This window comes from Microbispora sp. NPDC004025, from assembly GCF_053604425.1.
The window spans coordinates 618,811-645,735 of the sequence record NZ_JBSGHN010000003.1; the positions used below are offsets into that span (position 1 = coordinate 618,811).

Annotated in this window: 28 protein-coding genes; 13 read left to right on the top strand and 15 right to left on the bottom strand. The window is 71.5% G+C overall.

Annotated elements, in window-relative coordinates; translation table 11 throughout:
- Positions 1–9: 9 nt before the first annotated feature.
- From ACWEQG_RS11035 to ACWEQG_RS11060, 6 genes are all read right to left on the bottom strand, one after another.
- A complete protein-coding gene (locus ACWEQG_RS11035) occupies positions 10–789 on the bottom strand; it encodes an SDR family NAD(P)-dependent oxidoreductase (RefSeq protein WP_363465017.1) in 780 nt (259 codons plus the stop codon).
- Between the two features lie 33 nt (positions 790–822).
- Positions 823–1,167, bottom strand: coding sequence for an STAS domain-containing protein (locus ACWEQG_RS11040; RefSeq protein ID WP_363465015.1), 345 nt, complete (start codon positions 1,165–1,167; stop codon positions 823–825).
- Between the two features lie 40 nt (positions 1,168–1,207).
- A complete protein-coding gene (locus ACWEQG_RS11045; RefSeq protein ID WP_363465013.1) occupies positions 1,208–1,972 on the bottom strand; it encodes an energy-coupling factor ABC transporter ATP-binding protein in 765 nt (254 codons plus the stop codon).
- On the bottom strand, positions 1,957–2,721 hold the full coding sequence (gene cbiQ, locus ACWEQG_RS11050) for a cobalt ECF transporter T component CbiQ (RefSeq protein WP_363465011.1): 765 nt from the start codon (positions 2,719–2,721) through the stop codon (positions 1,957–1,959). The genes ACWEQG_RS11045 and cbiQ overlap by 16 nt, the downstream gene beginning before the upstream one ends.
- Before the next feature lie 210 nt (positions 2,722–2,931).
- On the bottom strand, positions 2,932–3,981 hold the full coding sequence (locus tag ACWEQG_RS11055; RefSeq protein WP_452283695.1) for an energy-coupling factor ABC transporter permease: 1,050 nt from the start codon (positions 3,979–3,981) through the stop codon (positions 2,932–2,934).
- Between the two features lie 75 nt (positions 3,982–4,056).
- Positions 4,057–5,913, bottom strand: coding sequence for a glycosyltransferase family 2 protein (locus ACWEQG_RS11060; protein WP_452283697.1), 1,857 nt, complete (start codon positions 5,911–5,913; stop codon positions 4,057–4,059).
- A 182-nt stretch (positions 5,914–6,095) separates the two neighbouring features.
- Between ACWEQG_RS11060 and ACWEQG_RS11065 the strand changes: the two genes are divergently transcribed.
- The 5 genes from ACWEQG_RS11065 (at position 6,096) to ACWEQG_RS11085 (ending at position 11,981) form a co-directional block, all read left to right on the top strand.
- On the top strand, positions 6,096–8,450 hold the full coding sequence (locus ACWEQG_RS11065; RefSeq protein WP_452283699.1) for a GH1 family beta-glucosidase: 2,355 nt from the start codon (positions 6,096–6,098) through the stop codon (positions 8,448–8,450).
- A gap of 105 nt (positions 8,451–8,555) precedes the next feature.
- Positions 8,556–9,194: an HD domain-containing protein gene (locus ACWEQG_RS11070; protein ID WP_452283701.1), complete on the top strand. Its 639-nt coding sequence runs from the start codon at positions 8,556–8,558 to the stop codon at positions 9,192–9,194.
- A gap of 75 nt (positions 9,195–9,269) precedes the next feature.
- The gene (locus ACWEQG_RS11075; protein WP_452283703.1) at positions 9,270–9,491 is read left to right on the top strand and encodes an EF-hand domain-containing protein; all 222 of its coding nucleotides are present in this window, start codon (positions 9,270–9,272) and stop codon (positions 9,489–9,491) included.
- An 88-nt stretch (positions 9,492–9,579) separates the two neighbouring features.
- Positions 9,580–10,203 carry an acyl-CoA-like ligand-binding transcription factor gene (locus ACWEQG_RS11080; RefSeq protein ID WP_452283705.1) on the top strand — a complete coding sequence of 208 codons (624 nt, stop codon included), beginning with the start codon at positions 9,580–9,582 and terminating at the stop codon, positions 10,201–10,203.
- A gap of 239 nt (positions 10,204–10,442) precedes the next feature.
- On the top strand, positions 10,443–11,981 hold the full coding sequence (locus tag ACWEQG_RS11085; protein WP_452283706.1) for an FAD-dependent monooxygenase: 1,539 nt from the start codon (positions 10,443–10,445) through the stop codon (positions 11,979–11,981).
- Positions 11,982–11,985: 4 nt separating this feature from the next.
- Here ACWEQG_RS11085 and ACWEQG_RS11090 read toward each other — a convergent pair whose 3' ends face one another.
- A complete protein-coding gene (locus tag ACWEQG_RS11090) occupies positions 11,986–12,555 on the bottom strand; it encodes an isochorismatase family protein (RefSeq protein WP_452283708.1) in 570 nt (189 codons plus the stop codon).
- A 91-nt stretch (positions 12,556–12,646) separates the two neighbouring features.
- Between ACWEQG_RS11090 and ACWEQG_RS11095 the strand changes: the two genes are divergently transcribed.
- On the top strand, positions 12,647–13,090 hold the full coding sequence (locus ACWEQG_RS11095) for a MarR family winged helix-turn-helix transcriptional regulator (RefSeq protein WP_452283710.1): 444 nt from the start codon (positions 12,647–12,649) through the stop codon (positions 13,088–13,090).
- Positions 13,091–13,094: 4 nt separating this feature from the next.
- Here the strand turns inward: ACWEQG_RS11095 and ACWEQG_RS11100 are convergent, their stop codons facing one another.
- The gene (locus tag ACWEQG_RS11100; RefSeq protein ID WP_452283712.1) at positions 13,095–14,330 is read right to left on the bottom strand and encodes an MFS transporter; all 1,236 of its coding nucleotides are present in this window, start codon (positions 14,328–14,330) and stop codon (positions 13,095–13,097) included.
- Positions 14,331–14,405: 75 nt separating this feature from the next.
- The gene (locus ACWEQG_RS11105; protein WP_452283713.1) at positions 14,406–14,837 is read right to left on the bottom strand and encodes a nitroreductase family deazaflavin-dependent oxidoreductase; all 432 of its coding nucleotides are present in this window, start codon (positions 14,835–14,837) and stop codon (positions 14,406–14,408) included.
- Between the two features lie 361 nt (positions 14,838–15,198).
- On the opposite strand from ACWEQG_RS11105, the gene ACWEQG_RS11110 reads away from it, so the two are divergent.
- Positions 15,199–15,738, top strand: coding sequence for a GNAT family N-acetyltransferase (locus ACWEQG_RS11110; protein ID WP_452283715.1), 540 nt, complete (start codon positions 15,199–15,201; stop codon positions 15,736–15,738).
- 105 nt (positions 15,739–15,843) lie between these two features.
- The gene (locus ACWEQG_RS11115; protein ID WP_452283717.1) at positions 15,844–17,691 is read left to right on the top strand and encodes an FAD-dependent oxidoreductase; all 1,848 of its coding nucleotides are present in this window, start codon (positions 15,844–15,846) and stop codon (positions 17,689–17,691) included.
- A 101-nt stretch (positions 17,692–17,792) separates the two neighbouring features.
- Here the strand turns inward: ACWEQG_RS11115 and ACWEQG_RS11120 are convergent, their stop codons facing one another.
- From ACWEQG_RS11120 to ACWEQG_RS11130, 3 genes are all read right to left on the bottom strand, one after another.
- Entirely contained in the window at positions 17,793–18,194 is a 402-nt protein-coding gene (locus ACWEQG_RS11120) for a hypothetical protein (protein WP_452283719.1), read from the bottom strand.
- Positions 18,191–18,748, bottom strand: a complete 558-nt coding sequence (locus tag ACWEQG_RS11125; RefSeq protein ID WP_452283721.1) for a MarR family winged helix-turn-helix transcriptional regulator — start codon at positions 18,746–18,748, stop codon at positions 18,191–18,193. The genes ACWEQG_RS11120 and ACWEQG_RS11125 overlap by 4 nt, the downstream gene beginning before the upstream one ends.
- A 69-nt stretch (positions 18,749–18,817) precedes the next feature.
- Positions 18,818–19,306: a MarR family winged helix-turn-helix transcriptional regulator gene (locus ACWEQG_RS11130; RefSeq protein WP_452283723.1), complete on the bottom strand. Its 489-nt coding sequence runs from the start codon at positions 19,304–19,306 to the stop codon at positions 18,818–18,820.
- An 83-nt stretch (positions 19,307–19,389) separates the two neighbouring features.
- Between ACWEQG_RS11130 and ACWEQG_RS11135 the strand changes: the two genes are divergently transcribed.
- The gene (locus tag ACWEQG_RS11135; RefSeq protein ID WP_452283725.1) at positions 19,390–20,034 is read left to right on the top strand and encodes an FMN-dependent NADH-azoreductase; all 645 of its coding nucleotides are present in this window, start codon (positions 19,390–19,392) and stop codon (positions 20,032–20,034) included.
- Between the two features lie 93 nt (positions 20,035–20,127).
- Here ACWEQG_RS11135 and ACWEQG_RS11140 read toward each other — a convergent pair whose 3' ends face one another.
- Positions 20,128–21,645: an alpha/beta hydrolase domain-containing protein gene (locus ACWEQG_RS11140; RefSeq protein ID WP_452283727.1), complete on the bottom strand. Its 1,518-nt coding sequence runs from the start codon at positions 21,643–21,645 to the stop codon at positions 20,128–20,130.
- Positions 21,646–21,916: 271 nt separating this feature from the next.
- Here ACWEQG_RS11140 and ACWEQG_RS11145 point away from each other — a divergent pair, with 271 nt between their 5' ends.
- Positions 21,917–22,522 (top strand): DUF1707 SHOCT-like domain-containing protein, encoded by a 606-nt coding sequence (locus tag ACWEQG_RS11145; RefSeq protein WP_452283728.1) that lies wholly within the window; start codon positions 21,917–21,919, stop codon positions 22,520–22,522.
- A 55-nt stretch (positions 22,523–22,577) separates the two neighbouring features.
- Positions 22,578–23,228, top strand: a complete 651-nt coding sequence (locus ACWEQG_RS11150; protein WP_452283730.1) for a class I SAM-dependent DNA methyltransferase — start codon at positions 22,578–22,580, stop codon at positions 23,226–23,228.
- Between the two features lie 28 nt (positions 23,229–23,256).
- Here ACWEQG_RS11150 and ACWEQG_RS11155 read toward each other — a convergent pair whose 3' ends face one another.
- Positions 23,257–24,102 (bottom strand): class I SAM-dependent methyltransferase, encoded by an 846-nt coding sequence (locus tag ACWEQG_RS11155; protein WP_452283732.1) that lies wholly within the window; start codon positions 24,100–24,102, stop codon positions 23,257–23,259.
- Positions 24,103–24,284: 182 nt separating this feature from the next.
- Here ACWEQG_RS11155 and ACWEQG_RS11160 point away from each other — a divergent pair, with 182 nt between their 5' ends.
- The gene (locus ACWEQG_RS11160) at positions 24,285–25,730 is read left to right on the top strand and encodes a serine hydrolase domain-containing protein (protein WP_452283734.1); all 1,446 of its coding nucleotides are present in this window, start codon (positions 24,285–24,287) and stop codon (positions 25,728–25,730) included.
- A gap of 36 nt (positions 25,731–25,766) precedes the next feature.
- Here the strand turns inward: ACWEQG_RS11160 and ACWEQG_RS11165 are convergent, their stop codons facing one another.
- Positions 25,767–26,141, bottom strand: coding sequence for an ArsR/SmtB family transcription factor (locus tag ACWEQG_RS11165; protein ID WP_452283736.1), 375 nt, complete (start codon positions 26,139–26,141; stop codon positions 25,767–25,769).
- A 119-nt stretch (positions 26,142–26,260) separates the two neighbouring features.
- Here ACWEQG_RS11165 and ACWEQG_RS11170 point away from each other — a divergent pair, with 119 nt between their 5' ends.
- Positions 26,261–26,716 (top strand): ArsI/CadI family heavy metal resistance metalloenzyme, encoded by a 456-nt coding sequence (locus ACWEQG_RS11170; protein WP_452283738.1) that lies wholly within the window; start codon positions 26,261–26,263, stop codon positions 26,714–26,716.
- The last annotated feature ends 209 nt before the right edge of the window (positions 26,717–26,925 follow it).

Below are 26,925 nucleotides of genomic sequence, written 5' to 3' on the forward strand. Positions count from 1 at the left end.
TCACTCGGCTTACTTGGGCTGGAAGCGGATGCCACCGTCGAAACGGATGACCTCGCCGTTCATGTAGTCGTTCTCGATCAGCGCGCGGACCAGGTGGCCGAACTCGGCGGCCTTGCCGAGCCGCTTCGGGAACGCCACCGGCCCGATGAGCTTGGCCTTGAACTCCTCGGCGTTCTTGTCGCCGATCTTCCCGTAGATCGGGGTGTCGATGATGCCCGGCGCGATGGTCAGCACGCGGACGCCGATGGCCGCGAGGTCGCGGGCCGCGGGCAGGGTCATGCCGATGATGCCGCCCTTCGACGCCGAGTACGCCACCTGGCCCGTCTGGCCCTCGATGCCGGCGACCGACGCGGTGTTGATGACGACGCCGCGGGCGCCGTCCTCGTCGGCCGGCTCGGTCTGGGCCATGGCCGCGGCGCCGATGCGCATGAGGTTGAAGGTGCCGATCAGGTTGACGTCGATCACCTTGCGGTAGGACGCCAGGTCGTGCGGGGAGCCGTCCCTGCCGACGGTGCGCTGCGCCCAGCCGATGCCGGCGCTGCTGATCACGGCGCGCAACGGCTTGCCGGTGGCGACCGCGACCTCGACCGCGGCCTGCACCGACGCCTCGTCGGACACGTCGGTGTGGGCGAACACGCCGCCGATCTCGTCGGCCAGCGCCTTGCCTCGCTCCGCGTTGAGGTCGGCCACGACCACGGTCGCGCCGACGCGGGCCAACTCGCGGGCCGAGGCTTCACCGAGGCCGCTGGCACCGCCCGAGATGATTGCTGCTGCTCCGTTCAGATCCATAGCCGGACCTTAACGCGCGAACCGAATGAAGTTCTACTCGGGGTGCTGCAAAATCGCGGTATCGACGTCGGGGTAGACCTTGATCCGCCGGTCCAGGCCGGTCGTGCGCAGGATGCGGGCCACCGGAGGCTGCGGCGAGGCGAGGGACACCGTGCCGCCCTCGCTGGTGGCCAGCCGCCAGGCCTCGATGAGCACGCTCAGCCCGCTGGAGTCCATGAACGACAGCTCACCGAGGTCGAGCACGAGGGTGGGGCCGCCGTCACGGATGGCGTCGCGGATCTCGTCGCGCAGGAACGGAGCCGTGAACAGGTCGAGCTCCCCCTCCACAGCCACCACGACGGCATTGGAGAGCGATTGGCGCGCGAGCCGCAGCTTCATCGTCGGGACCTCCTCAGCTCCGGCCCACTTTACTTATCCATCACCCCGGCTGAGCAGGGACGGCGAACCCGTAAGGGAGTTCGAGCCGGTGCGCCGTGAGCAACCGCTCGTCGGAGAGCAGGGCATTCGTCGGCCCGTCGGCGGCGATCACCCCCTCGGACATGACGAGCGAACGCTCGCACAGTTCCAGCGCGTACGGCAGGTCGTGGGTGACCATCAGCACGGTCACGTCCAGGCTCTTGAGGATCTCGGCCAGCTCGCGGCGGGACGCGGGGTCGAGGTTGGACGACGGCTCGTCGAGGACGAGGATCTCCGGTTCCATCGCCAGCACGGTGGCCACGGCCACGCGGCGGCGCTGGCCGAAGGACAGGTGGTGGGGCGGCCGGTCGATCGCGTCCAGCATGCCGACCCGCTCCAGCGCGTCCCGCACACGGCGGTCGAGTTCCGCGCCGCGCAGCCCGAGGTTGGCCGGGCCGAACGCGACGTCCTCCCGCACGGTCGGCATGAACAGCTGGTCGTCCGGATCCTGGAACACCAGCCCGACCCGGCGGCGGATCTCCCGCAGGCTGTCCGCGCGCACCGGGAGCCCGGCCACCTCCACCGTCCCGTGCCCGGGGGTGAGGATGCCGTTGAGGTGCATGACGAGCGTCGTCTTGCCCGCGCCGTTCGGGCCGAGCAGGGCGACCCGCTCTCCCCGCTCGATCGTCAGGTCCACGCCGTACAACGCCTGGGTCCCGTCGGGATAGGCGTACGCGAGCCTGCTCACCGTGAGAGAAGGGCTGCCGGAGGTCACGTCGTGCTCCACGCCAGTAGGGCCGTCGCCGCGGCGAGACACGGAAGCATGCCCGCCATCGCCCAGTCTCGCCCAGTTGCCGATATATCCCTAATCGTCGGCATCTCGCCCGTGTAGCCCCGGCTCAGCATGGCGAGATGCACCCGCTCCCCCCGCTCGTACGAGCGGATGAACAGGGCGCCCGCCGACTTCGCCAGCACGGGGGCCTGCCGGAGGTCCCGCGCGACGAATCCCCGCGACTCCCTGGCGATCCGCATGCGCCGCATCTGGTCGAGGATCACGTCGAGGTAGCGCAGCATGAACGTCGCGATCTGCACGAGCAGCCGGGGCAGCCGCAGCCGTTCGGCGCCGAGCAGCATCATCCGGGGCTCGGTCGTGGCCGCCAGCAGGATCGAGGCGACCACGCCCAGCGTGGCCTTGGCCAGGATGTTCCAGGCGGCCCACAGGCCCGGGGCGCTCAGCGACAGACCGAGCACCTGGACCCGCTCACCCGTGCCGATCACCGGAATCGCCAGCGCGAACAGCACGAACGGCACCTCGATGACCATGCGCCGCGCGATCACGCCGGCCGGCACCCGGGCGGCCGCCGCGACGACGGCCAGCAGCAGCGCGTCGACGGCGAACGCCCAGAAACGCTCGCGGGGGGTGGCGACCACGAACACCGCGAACGCGACGACCGCCGCCAGCTTGCACTGGGGCGGCAGCCGGTGGACGGGCGTGTCGGCGGGCCGGTAGATCGGGTGATGGTGCCCGGCGCTCACTTCGCACTCACAGAGCCATCATCGCCGACCCGGGCCGCCCGCCCGCGCCGAGGGCGGGCACAGGGCGGGCACAGGGCGGCCACGGGCGGCTCATCGGGCTCACCGGGCTCACCGGGCTCACCGGGCTCATCGAGTTCATCGAGTTCATCGAGTTCATCGGAGTCGCCGGGCACCGCGCTCACGCGGCGTCCTCACGCGGGCGCCGTGCGCTCACTGCGCGTTCGCGGGGGTCATCCCGTCGGTCATCCGCCGGCGCCGGCGGAGGACGTAGAACACGCCGCCCCCGGCCGCGACCGTCAGCGCGACGCCCGCCACTCCGGCCAGGCCGCCGGACAGCCGCTGGTCCTCCACGCCCTTGACGGCGTAGTCGGCCAGCGGACCGTTCTCCACCGCGTGCGGCTTCTCCTGCGCGCTCAGGCCCTTGTCGGCCGCCACCTTCTCCAGCCCGTCGGGGTCGCCGGAGGCGTAGAACGAGAAGACACCGGCGAGCAGCACGGCCACGAGCCCACCGCCCACCAGCACAGGACGCAGGCCGATTCCGGCCTGGGGAGCCTCCGGGGCCGCCTCGCCCACCTGGACCTCCCCCTCCGCGGTGCGCAGCGTCAGCGCCCTGGCCATCCCGCGCGCGCCGTACACGAGATCGGGGCGGACGGCCAGCACGCTGCTCACGGTGAGCGCGGTGATGAAGCCCTCGCCGAGCCCGATGAGCAGGTGCACGCCGCCCATCGCGGCGGCCACCGAGCCCAGCTCGATCGGCGCGGTGCCGCCGAGCCAGAACAGGACCGTGAACACGAGCGCCGACGCCGGGACGGAGACCAGCGCCGCCACGAACGACGCGGCCACCAGCGTCGCCCGGCCGCGCGGCCCGCCCCGGGTGATCAGCCGGAACACCGCCCAGCCGACGACCGCGGTCACGATCGCCATCAGTGTGATGTTGACGCCCAGCGCGGTCAGCCCGCCGTCGGCGAAGAAGAACGCCTGGACGAGCAGCACGACCGCGACGCACAACACGGCGGTGTACGGCCCGACGAGTATCGCCGCCAGCGCCCCGCCGAGCAGGTGCCCGCTGGTGCCCGCCGCGACGGGGAAGTTGAGCATCTGCGCCGCGAAGACGAACGCGGCCACCAAGCCCGCCATGGGGGCGGTGCGGTCGTCGAGCTCACGTTTGGCGCCCCGCAGGCACACGGCCACCCCCGCGGCCGCGAAGGCCCCGGCGCCGACGGACACGGGGACATCAAAGAACCCATCGGGCACGTGCACGGCTATAACCCCTTCGAAACGGGCGAATTCCCTCCCACTTTAGAGCAGCAAGTTGTAGTTGCAAATGATTCGCAACTAGTGCTGCCGCAGGGCCCTGACCATTCGTCTGGCCACGGTGAGCGGCGTGGCCACGCGCACCGACACGCTGAGCCGCCGGTTGACCGCCGTGGCGTACGGCCGGACGGTCCATTGCGCGGGGACCCACCGCAACGGACTGCGCGCGTCCCGGGGCGCCGCGTCCCACGGCAGCGGGCCGCGCCACCACCGCAGCGGCCGGTCGAGTGCGTCCGCGTCGACGACCTTGACCGGGAAACGCACCGAAGGGCCACCGAGGTCGAGTTCGAGGTAGGCGTCCCAGGTGCCGGGCGGCAGGCCGGCCGTCTCGGCCGCGAACTCCCCCGGCCCGCACGCAACGGCCCGCTCGCGGTGCTCCCGCCCCGTCGTCCGCTCGCGCCAGATCAGGTGCCGTACGGCTCCGGCGGCGGCCTCGTCGCCCACCCGCGTCCGGCCCTCGACCCGCAGCCGCCTGCCCCGCCACCACGCCCGCGTCAGCCGTACGGCCGCGGGGACCCGCACGACGTGGCCCCCGACGTCGAGGCCGAGGTGGCCCTGGGACCGGGTCAGGAAGGGCACCGCGACGACCCCGCCCACCAGGTGGGCGACCGGAACCCCGGCTCCGTCGTCGCGGCGCGAGCCGAGCCGGACCAGCCTGCGCGCGCCCTCGCATTCGACGGCGACGTGGACGTCCCACACTCCCGCCGGCAGTGCGGCCACGTCGACCACGGCCGTGAAGGACCCGGCGGCTCCGGTTCCGCCGCGCGTCACGCGAGGCACGCGCTCCGCGCGCGTCAGGCGCTCGCGCAGCACCAGGCCCACGGTGGTGTCCGACGGTGGGATGTCCAGACCGGCGAGGGCGGCCCACCCGTCGATCACCAGGTGGTCGCCCCGCCACTCGACGCCGGTCAGCCGGTGCCGCAGCGGCGCGGCCTCGACGCGCGCGAGCCGTACGAGCCGGTCGGGATCGTCGAGCGCGGCGACGCGGGCGGCGTCCACGCCGTCGAGGTGGGCGCGCACACCCGGCGTCAGCCACTGTGCGCAGATGTCGGCGACCTCGACGGCGATCTTCTCGCGATGGGCCTCGCACGCGGCCAGGAACGGCGCCCCGAGCTGGGCGAGCACGTCACGGCGCAGGTGCCGCAGGAGCAGACGGTCGCGCAGCGCGCCGGGCGGCACGTGCCGCGCCATGACCTCGATGGGCGTGCGGACCACGCGCAGCCAGCCGAACGGATCGCGCGCGGACGCCTCGCTCCCGCCCTCGGCGTGGTAGCAGTCCCGGTCCGCGACCACGGAGACGACTCGGGCGTGGCAGTACGCGTGGACGGCGAAGGTCATGTCCTCGCCACGCCGGTGCGTCTCGTCGAAGCGGATGGCGTGCCGATCGAGGAAGTCCCGGCGGAAAAGCTTGAAACAGGACAGATCCTCGTAGACGGCGGTTAAGGAGGCCTTGTCGGCGCTGTCCCGCAGCCCCTGACGCGCGCCGGCGATCCTCCCCACGACGACGTCGGCGCCGGTCCGGTCGGCGGTGGCGACCAGGCGGGCCAGCGCGTCGGGGGCGAGGTGGTCCCCGGCGTCGCAGAAGAAGACGTACCGCCCGGCCGCCCGTTCGAGTCCGCGGTTGCGGGCGCGTCCGGGCGTGCCGGGCTGGGCGTCCTGCAGCACGGTGATCAACCGGGGGTGGTGCGCGGCGTAGAGGTCGAGGAGTGCCGGGGTCCCGTCCCGCGAGCCGCCGTCGACCACGATGATCTCTTTGGCGACGCCTTGCACGAGCAGCGAGGTGAGGCAACGGTCGAGTGACGCCCGGCGGTTGTACGCCGGGACGACGACGCTGACGTCGATCCCCCGATCGGCGCGCTGGCCACTCCCCGTATCCATCGCGCTTCATTATGTGCCGACGACCCGGGCGAACCCCGCCTGCGCCGCGCCGGGCGCGTCACATCGCGCCCGGTCCACCGCAGCCGCATACGGCCGGAGCCCGCGGCGGCCGTCTGAGTGGCGATGCCGGCGCGCGACGCGGCAGACTGAGCGCTCACCGAGTCACCGGGGGTTTCGCGTAGATGCGCACCGCGTTGTTCCCAGAGGGTTTCATCTGGGGAGTGTCCACGTCCGCGTTCCAGATCGAGGGCGCCACCGACCGCGACGGCCGGGGCCCCTCCATCTGGGACGCCTTCGCGGGCGGGAGATACGGCGACCCGGCCTGCGACCACTACCTGCGACACGCCGAGGACGTCCGGCTGATGCGGGACCTGGGCGTCGCCGCCTACCGGTTCTCGGTCAGCTGGCCACGCGTGCTGCCCGAAGGGCACGGCCGTGTCAACGGCCCTGGGCTCGACTTCTACGACAAGCTCGTGGACGAGCTTCTGGAGGCGGGCATCGCGCCGTACGCGACGCTGTACCACTGGGACCTGCCGCAGGCGCTGCAGGACGCCGGGGGATGGACCGCACGCGACACCGCCCGCCACTTCGCCGACTACGCCCGCGTCGTGTACGACAGGATCGGCGACCGGGTGGACACCTGGTTCACCTTCAACGAGCCGTGGGTGGCCGCCTTCCTCGGCCACGCCTCGGGGGTGCACGCTCCGGGCCTGCGGTCGGCGGCCGACGCCTTCGTCGGCGCCCACCACATGCTGCTCGCGCACGGGCTGGGACTGGAGGCGCTGCGCGCGGGGGGCGCCGCCAAAGCCGGCATCGTGCTGAACCTCTCCCCCGTCCTCACTCCCGCGCAGCTCGGGGACATGTCCACCGACGTCCCCGAGGAGGACGCCGAGGCGGCGGCGAGGATCGACACCCTGCACAACCGGCAGTTCCTGGAGCCGGTGCTGCGCGGCCGCTACCCCGCCGAGCTGCTGCCGCTGATCGAGAGGATCGCCGGGCTCGGCCACATCCGCGACGAGGACCTCGGCCTCATCGGGCGGCCCGTCGACCTGCTGGGGGTCAACTACTACACGCCCATCACCGTGCAGGCCCAGCCCAGCGCCGCGGCCGACCCGGCCTTTCCGGGCAGTGAGGGCGTCCTGTTCAGCAGCGTGCCCACGGCCGTCACCGCCATGGGCTGGCCCATCATGCCGAACGGCCTGTCCCTGGTCCTGCGGCGCCTGTCCGAGGACTACCCCGAGACCGAGCTGATGATCACCGAGAACGGCGCCGACTTCGAGGACGTCGTGACCGGCGACGGCATCCACGACGTCGACCGGATCAGCTTCGTCGAGGAGCACCTGCGGGCCCTGCGGACCTCGATCGACGAGGGCGCCCGGGTCCGCGGCTATCTGCTGTGGTCGCTGCTCGACTGCGTCGAATGGGCGGACGGCTACCGGCGGAAGTTCGGCATCGTGCACGTCGACTTCACCACGCAGCGGCGGCTGCTCAAGGACAGCGCGCTGTGGTACCGCGACGTGATCAAGCGCAACGGGCTCGGCTCGGAGCGGCCGAAGCGGCCCACGCTGGAGACCGTCGCCGCCCGCGCGGGCGCCTCCAGGGCCACGGTCTCCCGGGTCGTGAACGGGGATACGCGGGTCAATCCCGACGTGCGCGCCGCGGTGCTGCGCGCCGTCCAGGAGCTGGGCTACGTGCCCAACGCCGCCGCCAGAAGCCTCGTCACCCGCCGGACCGACTCGGTCGCGCTCGTCCTGTCGGTCCCCCGGCACGGCGGCGAGGCGCTCACCTCCGCCGTCGTGCAGTACGTCACCAGCGTCCTCGAAGGCGCCGGCAAGCAGATCACCCTCATGCTCGCCGACACGGCCGAAAGCCATCGGCGCATCATCCGGCACGTCGAGGCGCGGCAGGTCGACGGGGTCGTGCTCGTCCCTCCGGACGGCCCGGACACGCTCACCGAGCGGCTCGCCCGCACCGGGGTGCCGGTCGTGCTGCTCGGCAAGCCCGTGATCGCCTCTCTCGTGCCGCACGTGGACGTGGACAACGCCGGCGGCGCGAGGGCGGCCACCCGCCACCTCCTCGACCGGGGCCGCCGCCGCATCGGCGTGATCTGCGGCCCCATGGACCTCGTCGCCGTACAGGACCGCCTCAACGGGCACCTGGCCACACTCCACGAGGACGGGCTGCGGCCGGCGATCGCGCTCGCCGGCCTGGACGGCGCGTCGGGCGCCGCCGCGGCCCGCGAGCTCCTGTCCGGCGACCGGGACCTCGACGCGGTGTTCGCCACCTCGGACGAGCTGGCGATCGGCGCCATGGAGGCGGCGCGCGAGAAGGGACTGCGGGTGCCTGAGGATCTCGCGGTCGTCGGCTTCGGCGACATCCACGCCGCCTCCTGCACGACCCCGCCGCTCACCACCGTCCGGGTGCCCGCCGCGGACCAGGCCCTGGCCCTGGCGCGGCTGCTCCTGTCCCGCCTCGAGGGCCGTCACACCAGCCCGGTCGTCCTCCCCACGCGCCTGGTCGTCCGCGCCACCACCTGACCGCCGGTCACCCCGCCGCGCGGGCGGCCGATCCCCGTCCGTGCGGTCACGCGCATCGGTCAGGGGGAACGCTCCGGGAGGACCGAGCACACGAGGAGGGGTGTCATGAGCGAGACCATCGCCGGGGTCGAGGTTCCCGATTCGACGCTCGCCAGGGAGGCGACCGAACTGGTGCGGGAGGCGGCGGCCGATCTGCTCTACCACCATTCACGCCGGGTGTTCCTGTTCGGCTCGTTGCGGGGCCGGCGGCTCGGGCTGCGGGCCGATCCCGAACTGCTCTACGTCGGGGCGATGTTCCACGACCTCGGGCTCACCGAGCGATACCGGCGAACGGACCAGCGGTTCGAGATCGACGGCGCCGACGAGGCCCGCCGGTTCCTCGCCTCCCACGGTGTGCCCGAGGACGGCGTCCGCAAGGTGTGGGAGGGCATCGCCCTGCACACCACGCCGGAGATCCCGTACCGGCTGGAGCCCGAGGTGGCCCTGGTGACCGCCGGTGTCGAGGCCGACGTGCTCGGCCTCGGGCACGACGACCTCGCTTCCGAGGACATCGCCGCGGTCGTGGCCGCCCATCCTCGCCCCGATTTCAAGAGGCAGATCCTGGCGGCGTTCACCGAGGGCTTCAAGGACCGGCCCGCCACCACGTTCGGCACCGTCAACGCCGACGTGCTGGAGCATTTCGTGCCCGGCTTCCGGCGCGTCGACTTCGTGGAGGTGATTCAGAACTCCGCCTGGCCCGAGTGACCGGCCTGCTATCGATCTTTTCCCCGGTACGGCATAGGTTGTCCGTGTCGTCCCCCGGTGCGAAGGCAGGTCGTTGTGACTCAGGAGCTCAGCCACGAGCGGTTCGAGGCCCTCAAGCGCGAATTCGACGCGATCGACGGCGACGGCGACGGCTTCATCACCGAGGCCGAGCTGCTGTCGCACTTCCCCGGCCTGCCGCCGGAGGCGATCGGCGCGCTCGACCGGGACGCCGACGTGGACGCCGACGGCCGGTTCTCGCTTGAGGAGTTCATCCGCCTGGCCGGCGCCCGCGACTGACGAGCCCGCCCCCACAAAAGTGCGGCTCGCGCAAAATTACGACTCACGCATCTTTGCGTGATACGCAAGTAGCTGTATGGTGGTCCATGTGAGCAGGGAAGGCGAGCGTCCGGGACTGCGCGAGCGCAAGAAGCAGGAGACGCGCACTGCGCTGAGCTGGGCGGCGATCCGGCTCACCGTGGAGCGTGGGCTGGAGAACGTACGCGTGGAGGACATCGCGGCGGCGGTCGGCGTCGCGCCGCGAACCTTCAACAACTACTTCTCCAGCAAGGGCGAGGCGATCGCCGCCAGGCACCTCGACCGCACCCGCCTGGTCGCACAGGAGCTGCGCCGCCGCCCGGCGTCGGAGCCCCTGTGGGAGTCCATCAAGGTCGCCGTGCTGACCCAGCTCGCCCTGGGCGAGAACTACGGCACGGGGCAGCCGGACCAGCAGTGGCAGACCGGCGTCCGGCTCATGATCAGTGAGCCCTCGCTGCAGGGCGAGATGCTCAAGGCCGACGCCATCGCCGAGGCCGAACTGGCCGCGGCGATCGCCGAGCGGACCGGCACCGACGTCGCCCGCGACCTCTACCCGCGCCTGGTGGCGGGCGCCGCCGGGGCCGCGATCAGGGTGGCGATGGACCAGTGGCTGCGGGCCGATCCGCCCGTGCCGGTCGGGCCGCTCATCGAGGACGCGCTCGACCGGCTCGCCGCCGGACTGCCCGAGCCCTGACAGACGGACGCCCGCTCCGAGGCGTCCGAAGACCCGTCGTGTGACGTGCCACGCCGGTACGCCGCGCGGCTCCGCACGCCCTGACGCCGTCGCCGCGGCGGCCCGGGCGCCGGTCCTTTCACTCGCCATGCCGCAAATCCGGCCTGCCGCGAATTCACCCTGGCCGAAGTTCGCCCTGCCACGAGTTCTGCCATCTGTCCATGCGCGATGCCCTGACCGAACCGCCAAGGAGGACCACCATGACCGAAGACGTCGTGATCGCCGGTGCCGGACCGAACGGGCTGATGCTCGCCTGCGAGCTGAGCCTGGCCGGAGTCCGGCCGACAGTGCTGGACCGCCTGCCCGGGCGTACCGAGGAGAACCGGGCCAACGGGCTGGTCGGCCAGGTCGTGCGGGCCCTCGACCGCCGCGGCCTGTACGAACGCCTGAGCGGCAGCGCGGAACCGCCCCGGCCGAGCCCTGCCTTCGTGTTCGGCGCCATGCCGCTCGACCTGAGCCGGCTCTCCGACAATCCGATGTACGGCCTGCCGGTGCCGCAGCGCCGGATCGAGCAGGTGCTGGAGGAGCGCGCGCTCGAGCTCGGCGTCGAGATCCGCCGGGGACACGAGCTGACCGGGCTCTCCCAGGACGAGGAAGGCGTCACCGCGGAAATCGCCGGACCCGAGGGGTCCTATGGCCTGCGCACCCGCTACCTCGTCGGCGCGGACGGCGGGCACAGCGTCACCCGCAAGGTGTGCGGCATCGGCTTTCCGGGGGTGACCAGGGGCGACTCGGTCTCCCGGGGCGCGCACGTCAGCATGCCCGCCGAGCTGATCGACCCAATCACCGGGGGGCTGAACGTGCCCGGCTACGGGCCGATCCCCCCGTTCATGCACCACCGCACCGACCACGGCCTGTTCGTCTACGCGCCGTTCCCCACCGGGACGCTCGTCAACACCACCGAGTGGAGCCAGGACGGCGACGACGAGCCGATGAGCTTCGACGAGCTGAGGGAGAGCGTGCGCCGCGTGCTCGGCGTCGACCTGCCGTTCGGCCCGCCCGCGGGCCCTGGACCGCACCAGTTGCGCCGCCTGAGCGGCGGCAACACCCGCCTGGCCGAGCGGTTCCGGGACGGCCGGGTGCTGCTGCTGGGCGACGCCGCGCACGTGCACAGCGCGATCGGCGGCCCCGGCCTCAACCTGGGCCTCCAGGACGCGATCAACCTGGGCTGGAAGCTCGCCGCCGAGATCCACGGCTGGGCCCCGCCCGGCCTGCTCGACACGTACGAGACCGAGCGGCGCCCGGCCGCCGAACGCGTGGTCATGCACACGCAGGCGCAGGCGGCGCTCATCGCCCCCGGGCCCGAGGTCACCGCGCTGCGCGTGCTGTTCACCGAGCTGCTGCGCGACGAGCGCACCGTCAAGCACATCGCGGACATGATGTCCGGCGCGGACATCAGGTACGACCTCGAAGGAACCCACCCCCTCACCGGGCGTCCCGCCCCCGACCTCGTGCTGGAGACGGAGACCGGCTCCGTACGGCTCGCCGAGCTGACCCGGACCGCCCGGCCGCTGCTCCTCGACCTGACGCCCGGCGCCGCGCTGGCCGGGGCACTCGACGGCCGGCACGACCGCGTGGACCTCGTCGCCGCGAAGCCGAGCCGCGAAGGCCTCCCCACCGCGCTGCTGCTGCGACCGGACTGCTACGTGGCTTGGGCGTCGGACTCCCCTACCCCCGACGCGAAGGAGCGCGACGCCCTTCGTACGGCGCTGACCTCGGCGTTCGGCGCCGCCCGCTGAGGGATCAGGCGAAGGCGGCGAGGATGGCCTCGGTCGTGTCGATCTGCGCGATCCGCGGCAAGATCACCCCTAGAGCGTTCTCGTGCGCCGAGGCGACCAGGTCCGTGACCGCGTCGGAGGCCACCGCGATCTCGTAGCCCCGCTCCCTGGCGCCGCGCGCGGTGGACTCCACCCCGATGCTGGTGGAGATGCCCGCCAGCACGATCCCCGTGATCTTCCTGCGGCGCAGTTGCAGGTCGAGTTCGGTGCCGTGGAAGGCGTCCCAGCCCCGTTTGGTGATCAGGATGTCCGTCGGCCCGTCCGGGACGCGCTCGTCGTAGTCGGCGAAGTCCGGCGCGGGTGTGATCGCGGGCCCGGGCGCGTCCGTCCGGGCCCGCACCACGTCACCGCCGTCGGCGGAGAACGCCACCCGCACCCGGACGACCGGAAGGCCCCGCTCACGGGCGGCTCCCGCCAGCCGGGCGGCGTTGGCGGCCACCCCGGCCGCCGGATGCACGGTGGGCAGGGCGGTGATCCCCTTCTGGAGATCGATCAGGACGACGGCCGTACGGTCGTCGAGCAGTGTGACGGGCATGTGAGCTCCTCCGGAAGTTAGACAGCCAAACTGTACAGCCTTGCTGAACAAATTACCCAGCGAGGCTGTGCATCTCGGCTACGCTGAGCCCATGAGGGACGCGTCCGAGGTCGCCGCCGAGCTGAGGCTCGTGGTCGGGCAGCTGGTCAGACGGGTGCGTGAGGACGACCCGATGCCACCGGGAGTCATCGCGGTGATCGGCCTGCTCGGCCGGGAGGGCCCGATGACCACCAGTGAGCTCGCCGCCGCACGGCGGGTGCGCCCGCAGTCGATGGCCCGCACCGTCGGCCGGCTGATCGAGCAGGGGCTCGCCGAGCGCGGCACGCACCCCGTCGACGGCCGCAAGGCCCCCGTATCGCTGACCGCAGCAGGGCTCGCCACCCTGGAGGAGGTACGCGACCAGCGGGCCGACTGGCTCGCCGAGGCGATCGAGGACACGTTGTCCTCCTCCGAGCGGGAGACGCTGGCGAGCGCGGTGGACCTGGTCCGCCGCCTGGTCGACCGGGCGCCGTCCGCGCCGCGCCGCGGGACCTGAGGCGTCAGCCGGCGGCGCCGGACAGCTCGGGGTTCTGCTGGCGGATGGGAGTGAAGAACGCGGCGACCGCGATCAGCAGGCAGGCCACCCCGGCCAGCAGGCAGACCACCGCGACCCCGTGGTGCTGCGCGCCCCAGGTCAGCACGGCCGCCCCCGCGGGGCCCAGCGAGAAGTGGATCGTCCAGAAGGCCGCGGTGACCCTGCCCAGCAGGTGGTCGGGCGTGACCTGCTGGCGCAGCGACATCGAGCAGATCCCGGCCACGCTGACGCAGGCGAGGTAGACGGCGGCCGTCGCCGCGGCCACCGGGACGTGGGCGGACAGGCCGAGTCCCGCGATCGCGAGCCCGGCGAGCGAGATCGCCCCGATCCATGACGCGCCGAACCCCAGCCTCCGGCGTACGAGACCGACGAGGAGCGAGCCGGCGACGGTGCCGAGCGCGCCGATCGCGAGCACCGCCCCCACGGCGCCGTCGGGCTGGCCGAGGTCGTGCTTGAGGTGGTAGATCAGCACGTCGGTCAGCCCGAGGGTCAGGAAGATGAAGAACGACAGCAGGACGGTCAGGGCACGCAGCACCGGCTGCCGCCACAGGAAGCGGGCCCCGGCGAGCAGTTCGTGCCAGGGCCCCCGTGCTACCTCCGGCGAGGACGAGGGCGGGGGCTGCCGTCTGAGCCGGATCAGCAGGATGCCCAGCGCGGAGACCCCGAAGCTGGCCGCGTTGATCGCGATCGCGGCCGTGGGGCCGAACCAGCCCGCGACCACCCCGGCCAGCAGCGGCCCGCCGACCCCCGCCGCGGCGGCGGTGGCGCCCAGCCGCCCGTTGGCCTCGGTGATCCGGTCCGCGTCGACCAGGCCCCGCACCGCCGTGACGTACGCGACCTGGAAGACCATGCCGATCGCCTCGCAGAGCGGCAGGACCACGTAGAGCAGCCAGACCTTCGGCCCGAAGGCCCAGGCGACCGGGACGATCCCGTACAGGGCCATCCTCGCCACATCGCACCAGATCAGCAGGCGCCTGCGGTCGAGCCGGTCGACCAGGACCCCGGCGAAGACCCCGGCCAGCACCGACGCGGCGCTCGCCACGCCGGTCAGCAGGCCCATCTGCGCGACCGACCCGGTCACGTGCAGCACGAGCAGCGGGACGGCGATCAGGGCGAACGAGTCCCCCGCGACCGACAGCGTCTGGGATCCCCAGAAGACGGTGAAGTTCCGGTCACGCCACAGTTGTGATCCTTTGCCCACCCCGCCATGCTGCCGCACCGACCTGTGAAGGGCGCCCCGGGCCTTGGGGGCACGGTGGTCATCCGGTTCGGGCCGTCAACGGCCTTCCGGCGCGCCGGACGGGACCGTCAGGCGTTCGAGCACCACGACCGGGATGGCGCGGGCCGTACGAGCCTGGTAGTCGCCGTACCCGGGCGCGACGCGGACGACGTGCTCGAACAATCGCTCGCGCCGCTCCCCCTCGGCCGGCACGGCGACGGCGTCGAACACCTCCTCGCCCACTTCGACCCGTACGGCCGGGTGCGCCAGCAGGTTGTGATACCAGGCAGGGTGGCGGGGCGCGCCGCCCGCGGACGCGACGACGAGCAGCGCGTCGCCGTCGCGGACGTAGCCGAGGGGAACGGTGTGCTCCCGTCCCGACCTCGCGCCGACGGTGGTGAGCAGGAGCAGGTCGCCACCCTCGAAGGGGCCGCCGACCCTGCCCCCGTTGGCGCGGAACTCGTCGATGACGGACTGGTTGAAAGACACGCGGAGAACTCCAGGAACGATGCGGGTTTCGGGGCCTGCGAGATGTCGCGCAGGCGAAGTGCGGTGCCGGCACGTGCTTCGAGCCGGGACGGCCGAACGGGAACGGCACCGCGACGCGGCGATGCTCGGGGCGCCTGCTCCGGGAATACGATCACCCGGGGCTGCGGCGTCAGGCGGGAGGTGCGGAGTGGGTACTCACGGCGTCGGTCCCTTCACGAAGGTGCGGCCCGGCCACCGATCGGACCATCGCCGCCTCCCTGGGACGGCGTTCACGTGATCGGCGCCACGCGGCACGCCGATCATTAGAGCCGGGCCTGTCCGCACCTGTCAATGCCGGTACACACGCCGAGGAGACGGCCACATGGCGGACCAGGACACCACGATCCGGCTCATCCGGGTGGACGACGCCGAGGTCCTCGCGGCGCATCGCGCCCGCGACAGGCGGGCGTACGCCGCCTGGGAACCGGCCCAGCCGGACGAGTTCTACACGGCGGCAGGGCAGCGCCGGCGCATCGAGACCCTGCTCGACGAGCACGACCGGGGCGAGCGCTGGCCGGCGGTCGTCCTCGCGGGCGACGAGGTCGCCGGTCAGGTGACCGTGAGCACGATCCTGCGCGGCCCCTTCCGCAAGGGCTTCCTGGGCTACTGGGTCGCCTCGGCCTTCACCGGACGGGGGCACGCGACCCGGGCGGTGGGCCTGATACTCACCGTGATGGCCGAGGAGCTCGGGCTGCGCCGCGCCGAGGCGCACACGCGGCTGGAGAACCTGGCCTCGCAGCGGGTGCTGCGCGCCAACGGCTTCCGCCCCTGGGGCGTCGCCCATTCCCACATCTTCCTGGACGGCGCATGGCATGACGAGGTGTTCTGGGAGCGCCTGCTGGACGAGGCACCCCCGTCTTGACCATCGCCTGGTACACCAGTTGAACATTCCCGGCGCGTCGCGCGCCGCTCCTTGACCATGACGTCGAAACTCACCCTCCGTAACCGTCTCGCGGAGGAGGAGTTCGTGGTCACAATCGACCGTCGGGGATTCGCCAAACTGGCCGGGCTGGGCGCGGTGGGATCGGTCATGAGCCCGGCCCTGGGCGCGGCTCCCGCCTCGGCGGGGCGCGCGCCGTACACGGGAGAGCGCTGGCAGGCCTGTCTTCGGGTGGCGCGCGACCACCTGCTCGTCGACAAGGACGGCAACGACCTCAAGCACCGCTACCTGAAGGTGCTCATCGACGAGGGCCTGCCCAGGACCCGTACGCGCAAGAGGGTGCTGATCGTGGGGGCGGGCATCTCCGGCCTCGTGGCCGCGACGCTGCTGAAGCGGGCGGGACACCACGTCACCGTCATCGAGGCCAACGGCAACAGGATCGGCGGCCGGATCAAGACCTTCCGGACGGGGTTCTCGGACCGGCGGCAGTACGCCGAGGCGGGGGCGATGCGCATCCCCGACTTCCACCCGCTGACGCTGGCGCTCATCGACAAGCTCGGCATCACGCGCAGGCCCTTCTACAACGTCGACGTGCCGCCCGGCGCGCAGCCCCGCGGACCGGTGCCGCCGGTCGTCTACACCTCCTACCAGGGGCGGGAGTGGCGTTCCGGCCCGCCCAAGGGGACCTTCACCGCCCCCGCGCGGATGAACCACACCCTCATCCACGTCAACGGCCTCACTCAGCGGCGTGACGAGTACGCCACGGACCCTCGCCGGATCAACGCCTCGTTCGGCCTCAGGGACGGCCGCACCGCGGCCCGGATCCTCGACGAGGCACTGGACCCGGCGCGGGACTACTACTCCACTCGGAGGGGTGACAAGCGGATCGACAAGCCGCTGCCGGATCTGATCGAGGGCTGGGCCCGGCTGCTGCACGACTTCGACGGCTACTCGATGTACGCCTACCTGAAGGAGCACGCGAAGCTGAGCGACGAGGCGATCGACGCCATCGGCACGCTGGAGAACCTCACCTCCCGGCTGCCGCTGTCGTTCATGCACACCTTCCTCACCCGCAGCCTCGTCAACCCGGCCGTCACCTACTGGGAGATGGCCGGCGGCAGCAGGGAGCTGCCGTACGCGCTGGAGCCGGGCCTGCGCGAGGAGATCCGGATGGACCGCAGGGCCGTACGGATCGAGACGTCGAAGCGGGGCGTCCGCATCTCGACGGTCAGCGAGGCGGGCAGCACCGAGTCGGAGTTCACGCGGCAGACTCCACGGGAGACGTTCGAGGGCGACGTGGCGATCATCACGGTCCCGTTCTCCGCGTTGCGCCACGTCGAGATCGCGCCGGCCATGTCCTACTCCAAGCGCCGATCGATCATGGAGCTGCACTACGACTCCGCCACGAAGGTGCTGCTGGAGTTCCGCAGGCGCTGGTGGGAGTTCACCGAGGAGGACTGGAAGCGTGAGCTCGGCTCCCGCTACCGGCCGGGGCGGGCGGCGCACGTGACGGGCGGCGGCTCGGTCTGCGACAACGCCAACCGGTTCATCTACTTCCCCTCCCACCCCGTGCCCGGCAGTGAGGGCGGTGTCGTGCTGGCCAGCTACTCGTGGGCCGACGACGCGACCCGGTGGGACTCCATGGACGACGAGGAGCGGTACGGCTACGCGCTGCGCGGGCTCCAGGAGGTGCACGGAGACCGCGTCGCGGAGTTCTACACCGGCCGGGGCCAGACCCAGAGCTGGATGCGCAACCGCTACGCCTTCGGTGAGGCCGCGGTCTTCACGCCCGGCCAGATGACCGAGATCCACCCCGCCATCGCCGTTCCCGAGGGCCCGCTGCACTTCGCCGGGGAGCACACCTCGCTCAAGCACTCCTGGATCGAGGGCGCGCTGGAATCGGCCGTACGCGTGGCCCTGGAGGTCAACGGCTGACCCGTGCTCCCGCGGGGTCCTCGTGCCCGGGGCCCCGCGGGTCTCCCCACGGCCGGTGCCGGGACGTCCGGAAACGACCGGTCGCCCGGCACGCGCCGGCCCTACCGTTCCGGGCTCGCGGGTTCCGGCTCGATCTCGGCTCTCATCGGCTGCCAGGGCGAGGCGTCGAACACCAGCATGATCGAAACGATCTTGCCGTCGTCCAGGCGGAAGTGCTCGGCGGTCCGCTGCGTGCCGGCGGGCGTCGCGGTGTGCACGTCGTACACCAGCGTCGCCTCGGCGTCGCCGTACAGCTCGCTGATGAGATCGACCCCGGTCACGATCGACACGAATCCGGGCAACGTCGCCAGATGCCCCTCCCGGTCGGTGGAGCTGAAGAACGGGCTCTGGAACCGGAAGGGCTCTCCCAGGTGCGCGGCGGCCGCGGGCACGTCCCCGCGGAAACGAGCCTCGTGATACCCGCGTACCGCGCGGTGTGTCTGTTCTCGGGTGGACATGGTCATGACGGAGATCCCATCTGACGGAGGTGGGCGGCGAGGCGCTGCTGGTTGGCGGCCAGGCGCAGGCACAGATCGCGGAGCACGGCCAGCTCCTCGGACGCGAACCCCTGGAACAGCGCCTTCATGGCCTGCTGCGAAGGCTTGCGGAACGCCTCGACCCAGTCCCGGCCGGCCGGGGTGATCTCGGCGAGGACCGAACGCCGGTCTCCCGGGTCGGGGACCCGGCGGACCAGCCCGTCGCGTTCCAGCGTGTCGACCAGTCCGGTGACGTTGCGGGAGCTCACCCCGGCCGCCCTGGCGAGCTCGCCGATGCTGATCCCCCGGTCGCTCCCGGCGAGCCGGATCAGCAGGTCGAGAGCGCCCGCGCTGACCCCTCTGCCCTCGGAGCCGTGGGCCCGCAGCCGCTCGACCGCGTGCGACGCGGTGCGGACGGCCGCGCTCGCCTCGAACGCGGGCAGATCGCCCTCGTCACCGGCGATCCACGCCATCGCCGCCCTGGCTCGCGGGTCGTAGAGGAAACCGTCAGGATCGCGCTCATAGATATCTACGTCCTTCATAGTAAGAACGTAGATTAGTACGTACTTCCATATTTTGCGATCTCTTACCGCGGGCAGCCCGCCTCGCCCTCAGCAGGGCGGGGCTTCGTCGCAGGCGGCCACCTCCGCACAGGCCGTCTCCGTGCCGCCCGTGGCCACCTGCTGGAGCAGGCCGTAGAGGGTCTCGCGCTGGTCGTGGTCGAGCGCGCCGAGCACCTCGTCCTCGACCGCCGCCAGCGCGAACTCGGCCTTCGCGAGCCGCTTCGCCCCGGCCTCGGTGAGTTCGACGATGTGCCTGCGGCGATCCTCCGGCGACCGCCGCCGCTCGATCAGCTTCTCGGCCTCCAGGTCGTTGAGCAGTCCGACGACGTTCGTCCCGTCCATTTCCAGCGTGCTCGCGAGCGCCTGCTGGGTGCTGCCGCCGCGGTCCCGCAGCACCGTGAGGGCGACGAGGTGGCGGGGACGCAGGCCGAGCGGCGCGAGCACCGACTCGGAACGAAGGCGCAGACGGCGCGCGAGGTGATCGAGCAGCGCGCCACACCGGTGCACCGGCTGGTTGACGACGGGGAGGGACGTCATGGTCCAACTCTAGACGACTTGACCTCTGATAAGCAGAGGACTAATCATTGGTGCAGCATCAATCATCTGCGAAAGGCCAGAAGATGTCTCATCTGCTGCACATCGACGCGAGCATCCAGGGCGAGCGTTCCGTCAGCCGCAAGCTCACCGCGCGGGCCGTCGCCGCCTGGCGCGCCACGCATCCCGGGGGCACCGTCACCTACCGCGACCTGGGCGGCTCCCCGCTCCCGCATCTCGACCAGGACAGCGGCCTGGCCCGGATGCTCCCGCCGGAGCAGCACACCCCCGCCCAGGCGGCCTCGTGGAGGTTGACGGAACAGTTGGTCGGCGAGGTGAGGCAGGCCGACACGATCGTGCTCGGGCTCCCGCTCTACAACTACGGGGCGCCCAGCGCCGTCAAGGCCTGGGTCGACCACCTCATCGCCCCCGGGCTGTCGTACGACCCCACGACGGGGCAGGGTCTGCTGGGCGGGCGTGACTTCCTGGTCCTCGCGAGTCGCGGGGGCGGCTACGGAGCCGGAACCCCCCACGAGGGGTGGGACCACGCGGAGCCGTGGCTGCCGCACGGCCTCTCCATGACGGGCCTGCAGCCGCGCTTCATCACGGCCGAGCTCACCCTCGCCTACGTCACCCCCTCGATGACCGAGCTGATTCCGCTGGCCGACAAGAGCCTCGCGGCGGCGGAGCAGGCGATCGACGGCCTCTGGGCTCCCGTCGCCGCCGCATAAGGGGCCCCGGCGGAAGCGGGCATCCGCCCGGCGAAAGGCCCCTTCCCCGGCGCGGGAAGGGGCCTTCGCCGTCGAGGCGCCCCGATGGCCGCGTCAGCCGCCGATGCCGGAGTTCTCCGCGGCGGTGACGATCGTGGTCGCGTCCTCCGGCAGGAGATATCCGGCGTTCACCGACGCCTGCGCGGCCGCCCGCACCCTGCTCACGTAGTCGGCGTGCGTCGGATAGAGCCGGCCGAGCACCGGCTCGGCCGTACGCGGCAGGAACGGGTCGGACGGGTCGCCCCCGTTGTGCCGGTCCCACGAGTCGGCGTCGCCGTTCCACGGATCGCGGGCGCCGTAGAGGCCGCAGAAGACGCCGCTGCCGCTGGTGTCGCGCTCTCCCGTGAGCGTGCGCGTCGGCACCGCCACGTCGGGGAGCCGGATGCCGCCCACCGCCAGGCCCGTGCTCGGGTCGCGCAGGTCGGGGTGCAGCAACGCCCCGCTCGGCGGCCGGGGCCCGCCCCTCGCCCAGGTGGCCAGGTGACGCAGCGCCGCGTTCATGGAGTAGTGGCCGGGCCCGTCGTTGAACGGAGCCGACCCGGCGGCGCAGTCGGCGCTCGGCGCGGCGGAGCCCGCCGACTTCCGCACCGTCGCCTCACCGAGGTCGTACGCCCACTGGTCGCCGTGCGCCGTACCGGCCAATTCCCAGTGCACCACGCGGTCGGTGTCCGGTTGCCGGGCGGCGAACGCCGTCGGGACGTCGGTCTCGGTGAGCACGACGAACGTCGGCACTGGCAGGTCCGTACGGATCCTGCTCGGGTTCGGCATCGTCAACACGTCGAGCAGTTCGCCGCTGATCGGAGAGCCCACCGCACCGTTGCTGTGGATCAGGAAGCCGTCGTACACCTTCGACACGGGCTGAACGGCGTTGACGTAGGTCGTCATGAAGCCGGCCGACTGCGACTCGCCGTCGGCGAGCAGCGTCGTGACGTGCAGGCCGCCGAGCGGGTCCGGCCCGTCCGGCGTACGCAGCGCCTGCCCGGCCTGGGAGAAGATGTCGTACGCGTAGGCGTCGCCGGGGTGGACGAGGCTGCCGTACCGTGCCGGGTCCCAGCCCTTGAGACCGCGTATCTCGCCGAGGCCGCCGTTGACGCCGACCTCCTGCGCCGAGACGCCGACCCACGCGTAGCCCTTGCGCAGCAGTTCGTCGCGCTCGAACCAGTAGTCCGGGGACAGTTCGATCTGGCCGCTCACGTTGAGCCACTCCACCACGACCGTGCCGTTGAACCTCGCCGGGTCGGCGGGCCGACGGACCAGGAGCCGGGTCTTGTACGCGGCACGGCCGGAGGCCCGGACGTTCCACCGGCCGTCCGAGGTCCAGACGCCGGACTTGGCGTAGGAGGTGGCGGTGCCCTCGATGAAGTACTCGCTCTCGGTGAAGCCGAACGAGCCGAGATCCTCCGCCGCGGCGAGGAACGGGAAGCCGCGGTCGCCGGCGGCCGGGACGCTGACGACCGGGTTCGCCGCCGCGGCCTGGGCGGCCGGTGGGGCGCCGAGGAGGGCGGCGGCGAGCGCCGCCCCCAGCGCAGCGGCGGTGATCCGCCGCCGGGGGGACCGGACGGGTACGCGCACGGGTTACCTCCGTGAAACGAGTGCCGAAAAGGCTTGGACAAGTGCCGGGAAGGCTTGGACGAGTGTCCGGAAGGCACAGTGTCACCCGCTCTGCCGGGCCCGTAATCGGCGGAATCACCGGCGTTTCCTACTGGGCCTGAGTGTCGCCCGCCTGGGCCTGCCGGACGGCGGAACTCGTCGAACGACGCACGGCCGAGAGCGATCCGGGTGGACGCTGTCGTTTCCGAGGGGACGCTCCCTGGCGGGTCGAATGAGAACTATCGTGACCAACATGGAAAACGCCCCTCAGCGCCGCGACTCCCCGACGTCTCACCTGCGCGCCTCCGACAGCAACAGGGAGCAGGTCGCCGCCATACTCGGTGAAGCCCTGAGCACCGGGCAGTTGAGCCACGAGGAGTACTCCGAACGCCTCGACACCCTCTACCAGGCCAAGACGGTCGGGGAACTCGATGTCCTCACCCACGACCTGCAGGTCGAGCGGCAGCGCCCGGCCGCGAGCCCGGTGTCCTACGCGCCGAGCGCGAACACCGATCCGGACAACATCATCGCCGTCTTCGGCGGCGCCGACCGCAGGGGCCGCTGGCGGGTGCGTCGCCAGACCAAGGCGCTGGCCGTCTTCGGCGGCGTGCGGTTCGACCTGACCGAAGCCGAGTTCGAGGCCAAAGAGGTCGAGATCACGATCAACGCGGTCTTCGGCGGGGCCGAGATCATCCTGCCCGAGGGGGCCGAGGTGCGCTGCAAGGGCGTCGGCATCTTCGGCGGCTTCGACGTGGCCAACAGCCCGACCGTCGACCCGGCCGCGCCGGTCATCGTGATCAAGGGCCTGGCGTTGTTCGGCGGAGTGGCCGGCAAGGTCCGGCGCCGGCGCGACCGCTGAGCGACCCGCCCCGGGCGCTTCCCCGATCAGCGGCGGATGGATGAGGTGACCTGTCGTGGCCGAGCCGGACTTCCTGCTCTCCACACGAGCGTCGTACGACGCGGTGGCCTCGGCGTACGAGGGGCGCTTCCACGACGAACTGGCGGCCAAGCCCGTCGAACGCGCGATGCTCGCGGCGTTCGCGGAGCTGGTGCCGCCTGCCGAGCCGGTCGCCGACATCGGTTGCGGCACCGGTCACGTGACGGCGCATCTGCACGACCTGGGGCTGCCGGTGTTCGGGATCGATCTGTCGCCCCAGATGGTCGCGCTGGCGCGGCGGCAGCATCCCGGGCTGCGGTTCGACGAGGGATCCATGACGGCGCTTGATCTGCCGGACCGGACCCTCGGCGGCATCCTGTCCATGTATTCGATCATCCACATCCCGCGAGAGCGTCTGCCGCAGGTGTTCGCCGAGTTCCACCGGGTCCTGGTGCCGGGCGGCCGTGCGCTGCTCGTGTTCCAGGTCGGCGACGCCCACGAGCGTCGCACGGAGGCGTTCGGCCGGTCGATCTCGCTCGACTGCTACTGGCGGTCCCTGGAGCACATCGCCGGGTTGCTGGGCCGGGCCGGGTTCGCCGAGGACGCCCGCCTGCTGCGCGAGCCCGACGAGCACGAGAAGCTCCGGCGCGGCTGCCTCCTCGTCCGCCGACCGGCGGACGTCGTCTGATCGGCATCGGCCCCTTGTGACGTCGCCGTCACCGCTCGCCAGGCGGCTTGCGCCAGATCATGATCTCGGTCGCGGGAAGACGCTCGGCGAAGCGGTCGCCGGGTGACGCCTGCCGCAGCACCGTACGCAGGTCACGCTCGAAGTCCCCCAACTTGTCGCCGAACAGGTGCGGGGCGGAATCGGACCGGGAGAACACCCACGCCACGATGTCGTCTGCGGTGCGGTCGACCACTTCCCCGGCCGGCACGACATGTCGTTCGAAGTCCTCGAACCCGGCCCGTGCCAGGACGAGGTCCTCCCGGTCCGGCGTGCCGGCGGCGAGCGTTCCCTGCCCCGCGCGGCGTACCGGGCCGAGGTGCCGGCGCACCAGATCGCCGATCCGCGCGTACGGAGGAGCGGGCAACGGCAGTGGCGCCGGTTCGGCGGGCGGCGTCTTCGCATCGCTCATGTGGACGAACGCGCCTCCCGGCTCCAGCATGTCCCGCACTGTCGCAGCGACGCGATCCCGATCCGTCCAGTGGAAGGACTGAGCGAACAGAACGGCCCGGAACGTCCCCAGACCGGCCGGCAGGTCCTCCGCACGGGCAGCCACCCAGCGCGCGTTGGTCACCCCGCGACGCTCGGCCTGCCGCTCGGCCTCGGCCAGCATGTCCTCGTCCGGGTCGACGCCGACCACCTCGGTGAAGAACCGCGCGAGGGCGAGTATCACGGTGCCCGGTCCGCAGCCGACGTCGAGGAGCCGGCCCCGGCCGTCCAGGCCGAGGACCGCGGCCAGTGTTTCCGCGAACCCCTGAGCGTACGGAAGCCTGCCGCGCTCGTAGAAGGCCGCGCAGCCCTGAAACAGGGTGTTGTCCCACTGCCATCGGTCGGGCATGTCGATTCCTCCACAAGTCACAGGACGTCGGCGCTCGCCCGCACGAACCGGAGTCCACCCGTCAAGGTACCCCTTACTTCTGCAGGAGGGAAAAAGGAGCCGAGACCCGTTTGCGGCCCTGCCGAGCGGAAAAGCAAGCCCAATAAGAATGGCCCGCCCGGCGTTCTCGAAAAGACGCCGGAATGCTGGACAGCCGCACGCTCAATGGGGAGAAAATGGCCAAGTGTCCTAATGTTGTCGGGTTCGTTGCGATGTTCTCCGCTCTCACCGGCGGGGCCGTACCCTTGGGCACTCCCGCCGTCGCCGAATCCACTGTCGGCACCACCTTGACCAGCCAAGACGGCGATCACCCGGCAGCCCATAAGCGTCAACGCGACAAGCAGCGGCAGTCGGTACGCGAGCGGCAGCGCCAACGTCAGAACCTGCTCCGCGACGTCACGCTCGCCGTTACGCCGGCACAAAAAGGCGACACGGATTCGCGGGCTCTGCCGTACAACTGGCAGAAATCGGATGCGGTCGCGAATTCTTACAACAATCAGGACAGCCGGTCGGAAATCACAAGCCAGCCCGCACAGAACGCGGATTCGTCCTCGACCACGCCGGACGGCTCCCCCGGCGCGAAGATGCTGGCGTACCTGCGGGATCAGGTCGCGGACGAGAAGTTCACCGGCTCGGTGCTGGTGATGCGACGTGGAAAGGTGCTGGCGCGCTTCGCCGCCGGCGAGGCCGACGAGGAAAGGCACATTCCCAACCGGCCGGACACGATCTACCGGGTCATGTCGATCACCAAGCAGTTCACCTCGATGCTCGTGCTGAAACTGCGCGACCGCGGGCTGCTCAAGCTGGACGACCCGGTCTGCCCGTATCTCGTCCCGGCCTACATCAAGGCCTGCCCGGCGGCGTGGCGGCCCATCACGATCCGGGAGTCGCTCACACACACCTCGGGCATCCCCAACGTCGAGAAGCTGCCCGGCTACCTCGCCGATGTCACGCGGCCGACCACGACCCGGGAGCTCATCCGGAAGTTCGCGAACCTGCCACTGGACTTCAAGCCTGGCACCAGCTGGAAGTACACCAACTCCGGCTACGTCCTGGCCGGCGCGATCATCCAGGCGGTGACGCACAAGCCGTACGGCGCCGTGCTGCAGGAGCTGATCACCGGCCCGCTGAACCTCCGGAACACCGGTTACAGCAGGAGATATCCGCCCGAGGGATACGCGAAGGGTTACTACACGCTCGGGTCACCGGCCCCGCTCCTCAACGGCTCCGAACTGTTCGCCGCGACCGGCATCTACTCCACCGTCGACGACATCGCCCGCTGGGACCGGGCGTTCGGCTCCTACCGAGTCGCACCGCCCGCCACCGTCAAGCAGGCGTTCACGCCACAGGCGCCGTGCCCCTCCACCGGCTGCCTCGACCTGCCGTCGACCGCGTACGCCTTCGGCTGGCTCGTCGACCGGCTCCAGGGGCACCGACTCCGGTACCACCCGGGTCTTTTCCTGGGCTACACGGCCAGCAACATGTACCTGCCCGACGACGACATCCAGGTCGTCGTGCTCAGCAACGTGCAGGACACCGACACCGCCGGTATCGCCCGCCACCTCGCCACGCTGGCCCTCGACAGTTGAGCGCGGGCTGCCGTCACGCCTGCGGCCGCCGCGTGGTCACGCCGTGCCGGCGAGTGCGGGGGATGCCGGGCCGATCAGGGCCGACATGCGGGCCAGTACGGCGGGCTTGATCCAGTAGTACACCCACGTGCCCCGGCGTTCGGAGTCGATGAGCCCGGCCTGCTTGAGCACCTTGAGATGGTGGCTGATCGTCGGCGGGGTCAGGTCGAAAGCCTCCGTCAGGTCGCACACGCAGGTCTCGCCGCCCTCGTGACAGGCGATCAGGGACAGCAGGCGCAGCCGTACCGGGTCGGCGATCGCCTTGAACAGCGGCACCAGCTCGACGGCCTCGCTCTCCGACAGGGGCGCGCACGCCAGCGGTGCACAGCACGCCGCGTCCGCGTCGACGATGGGCAGCACTTGTTTCGACATACTTCTAATTTGACACACATCTATATACAGCACAAACTGCGGGTACACGTTGATTAGAAGTCCATCGAAGCAGCGGGATGTGGCCACGGCTGCCCGCCGCTTCCGGCCAAGGAGGGCCCATGTCCCGCGTCCAGCTCGCCCTGCGCGTCGCCGACCTGGAAGGTTCGATCGCCTTCTACTCCAAGCTGTTCGGCGTCGAGCCCGCCAAGCGGCGGCCCGGCTACGCCAACTTCGCCATCGCCGAGCCCCCGCTCAAGCTCGTCCTCCTCGAGGGCGAGGAGGGCGAGCCGACCCGGATGGATCACCTCGGCGTCGAGGTCGACGACAGCGCCCAGGTCACCGCCGCGACCGACCGCCTGAAGGAGGCCGGCCTCGCGACCTTCGAGGAGAACGACACCACCTGCTGCTACGCGCTGCAGGACAAGGTGTGGGTGCACGGCCCCGGCGGCGAGCCCTGGGAGGTGTACGTGGTCAAGGCCGACGCCGACACCCTCATCAAGCAGGCCGACCCCGTCTGCTGCGCCACCGACGACGCCGAAGAGGAGACTGTGAGCGCGAGCAAGTCCTGCTGTTAGACGGGAAGACGCCCGGCGGCCACCACCAGCGTGATCGCCGGGCGCTCCTGTGCGACCGGTCGAAGGACCGCAAATGGCGCTTGGCGTTGTCGAGTGGCTGCCCCAGTCAGCGGGCCCATTAGCGGGAGAGCCCCTTCGACAGTCGAGGGAGGCTCCGACCCCAGCGCCTTCTACTCCTCGACGGTCCATCCTCGGTCGAGGCTGCGAAG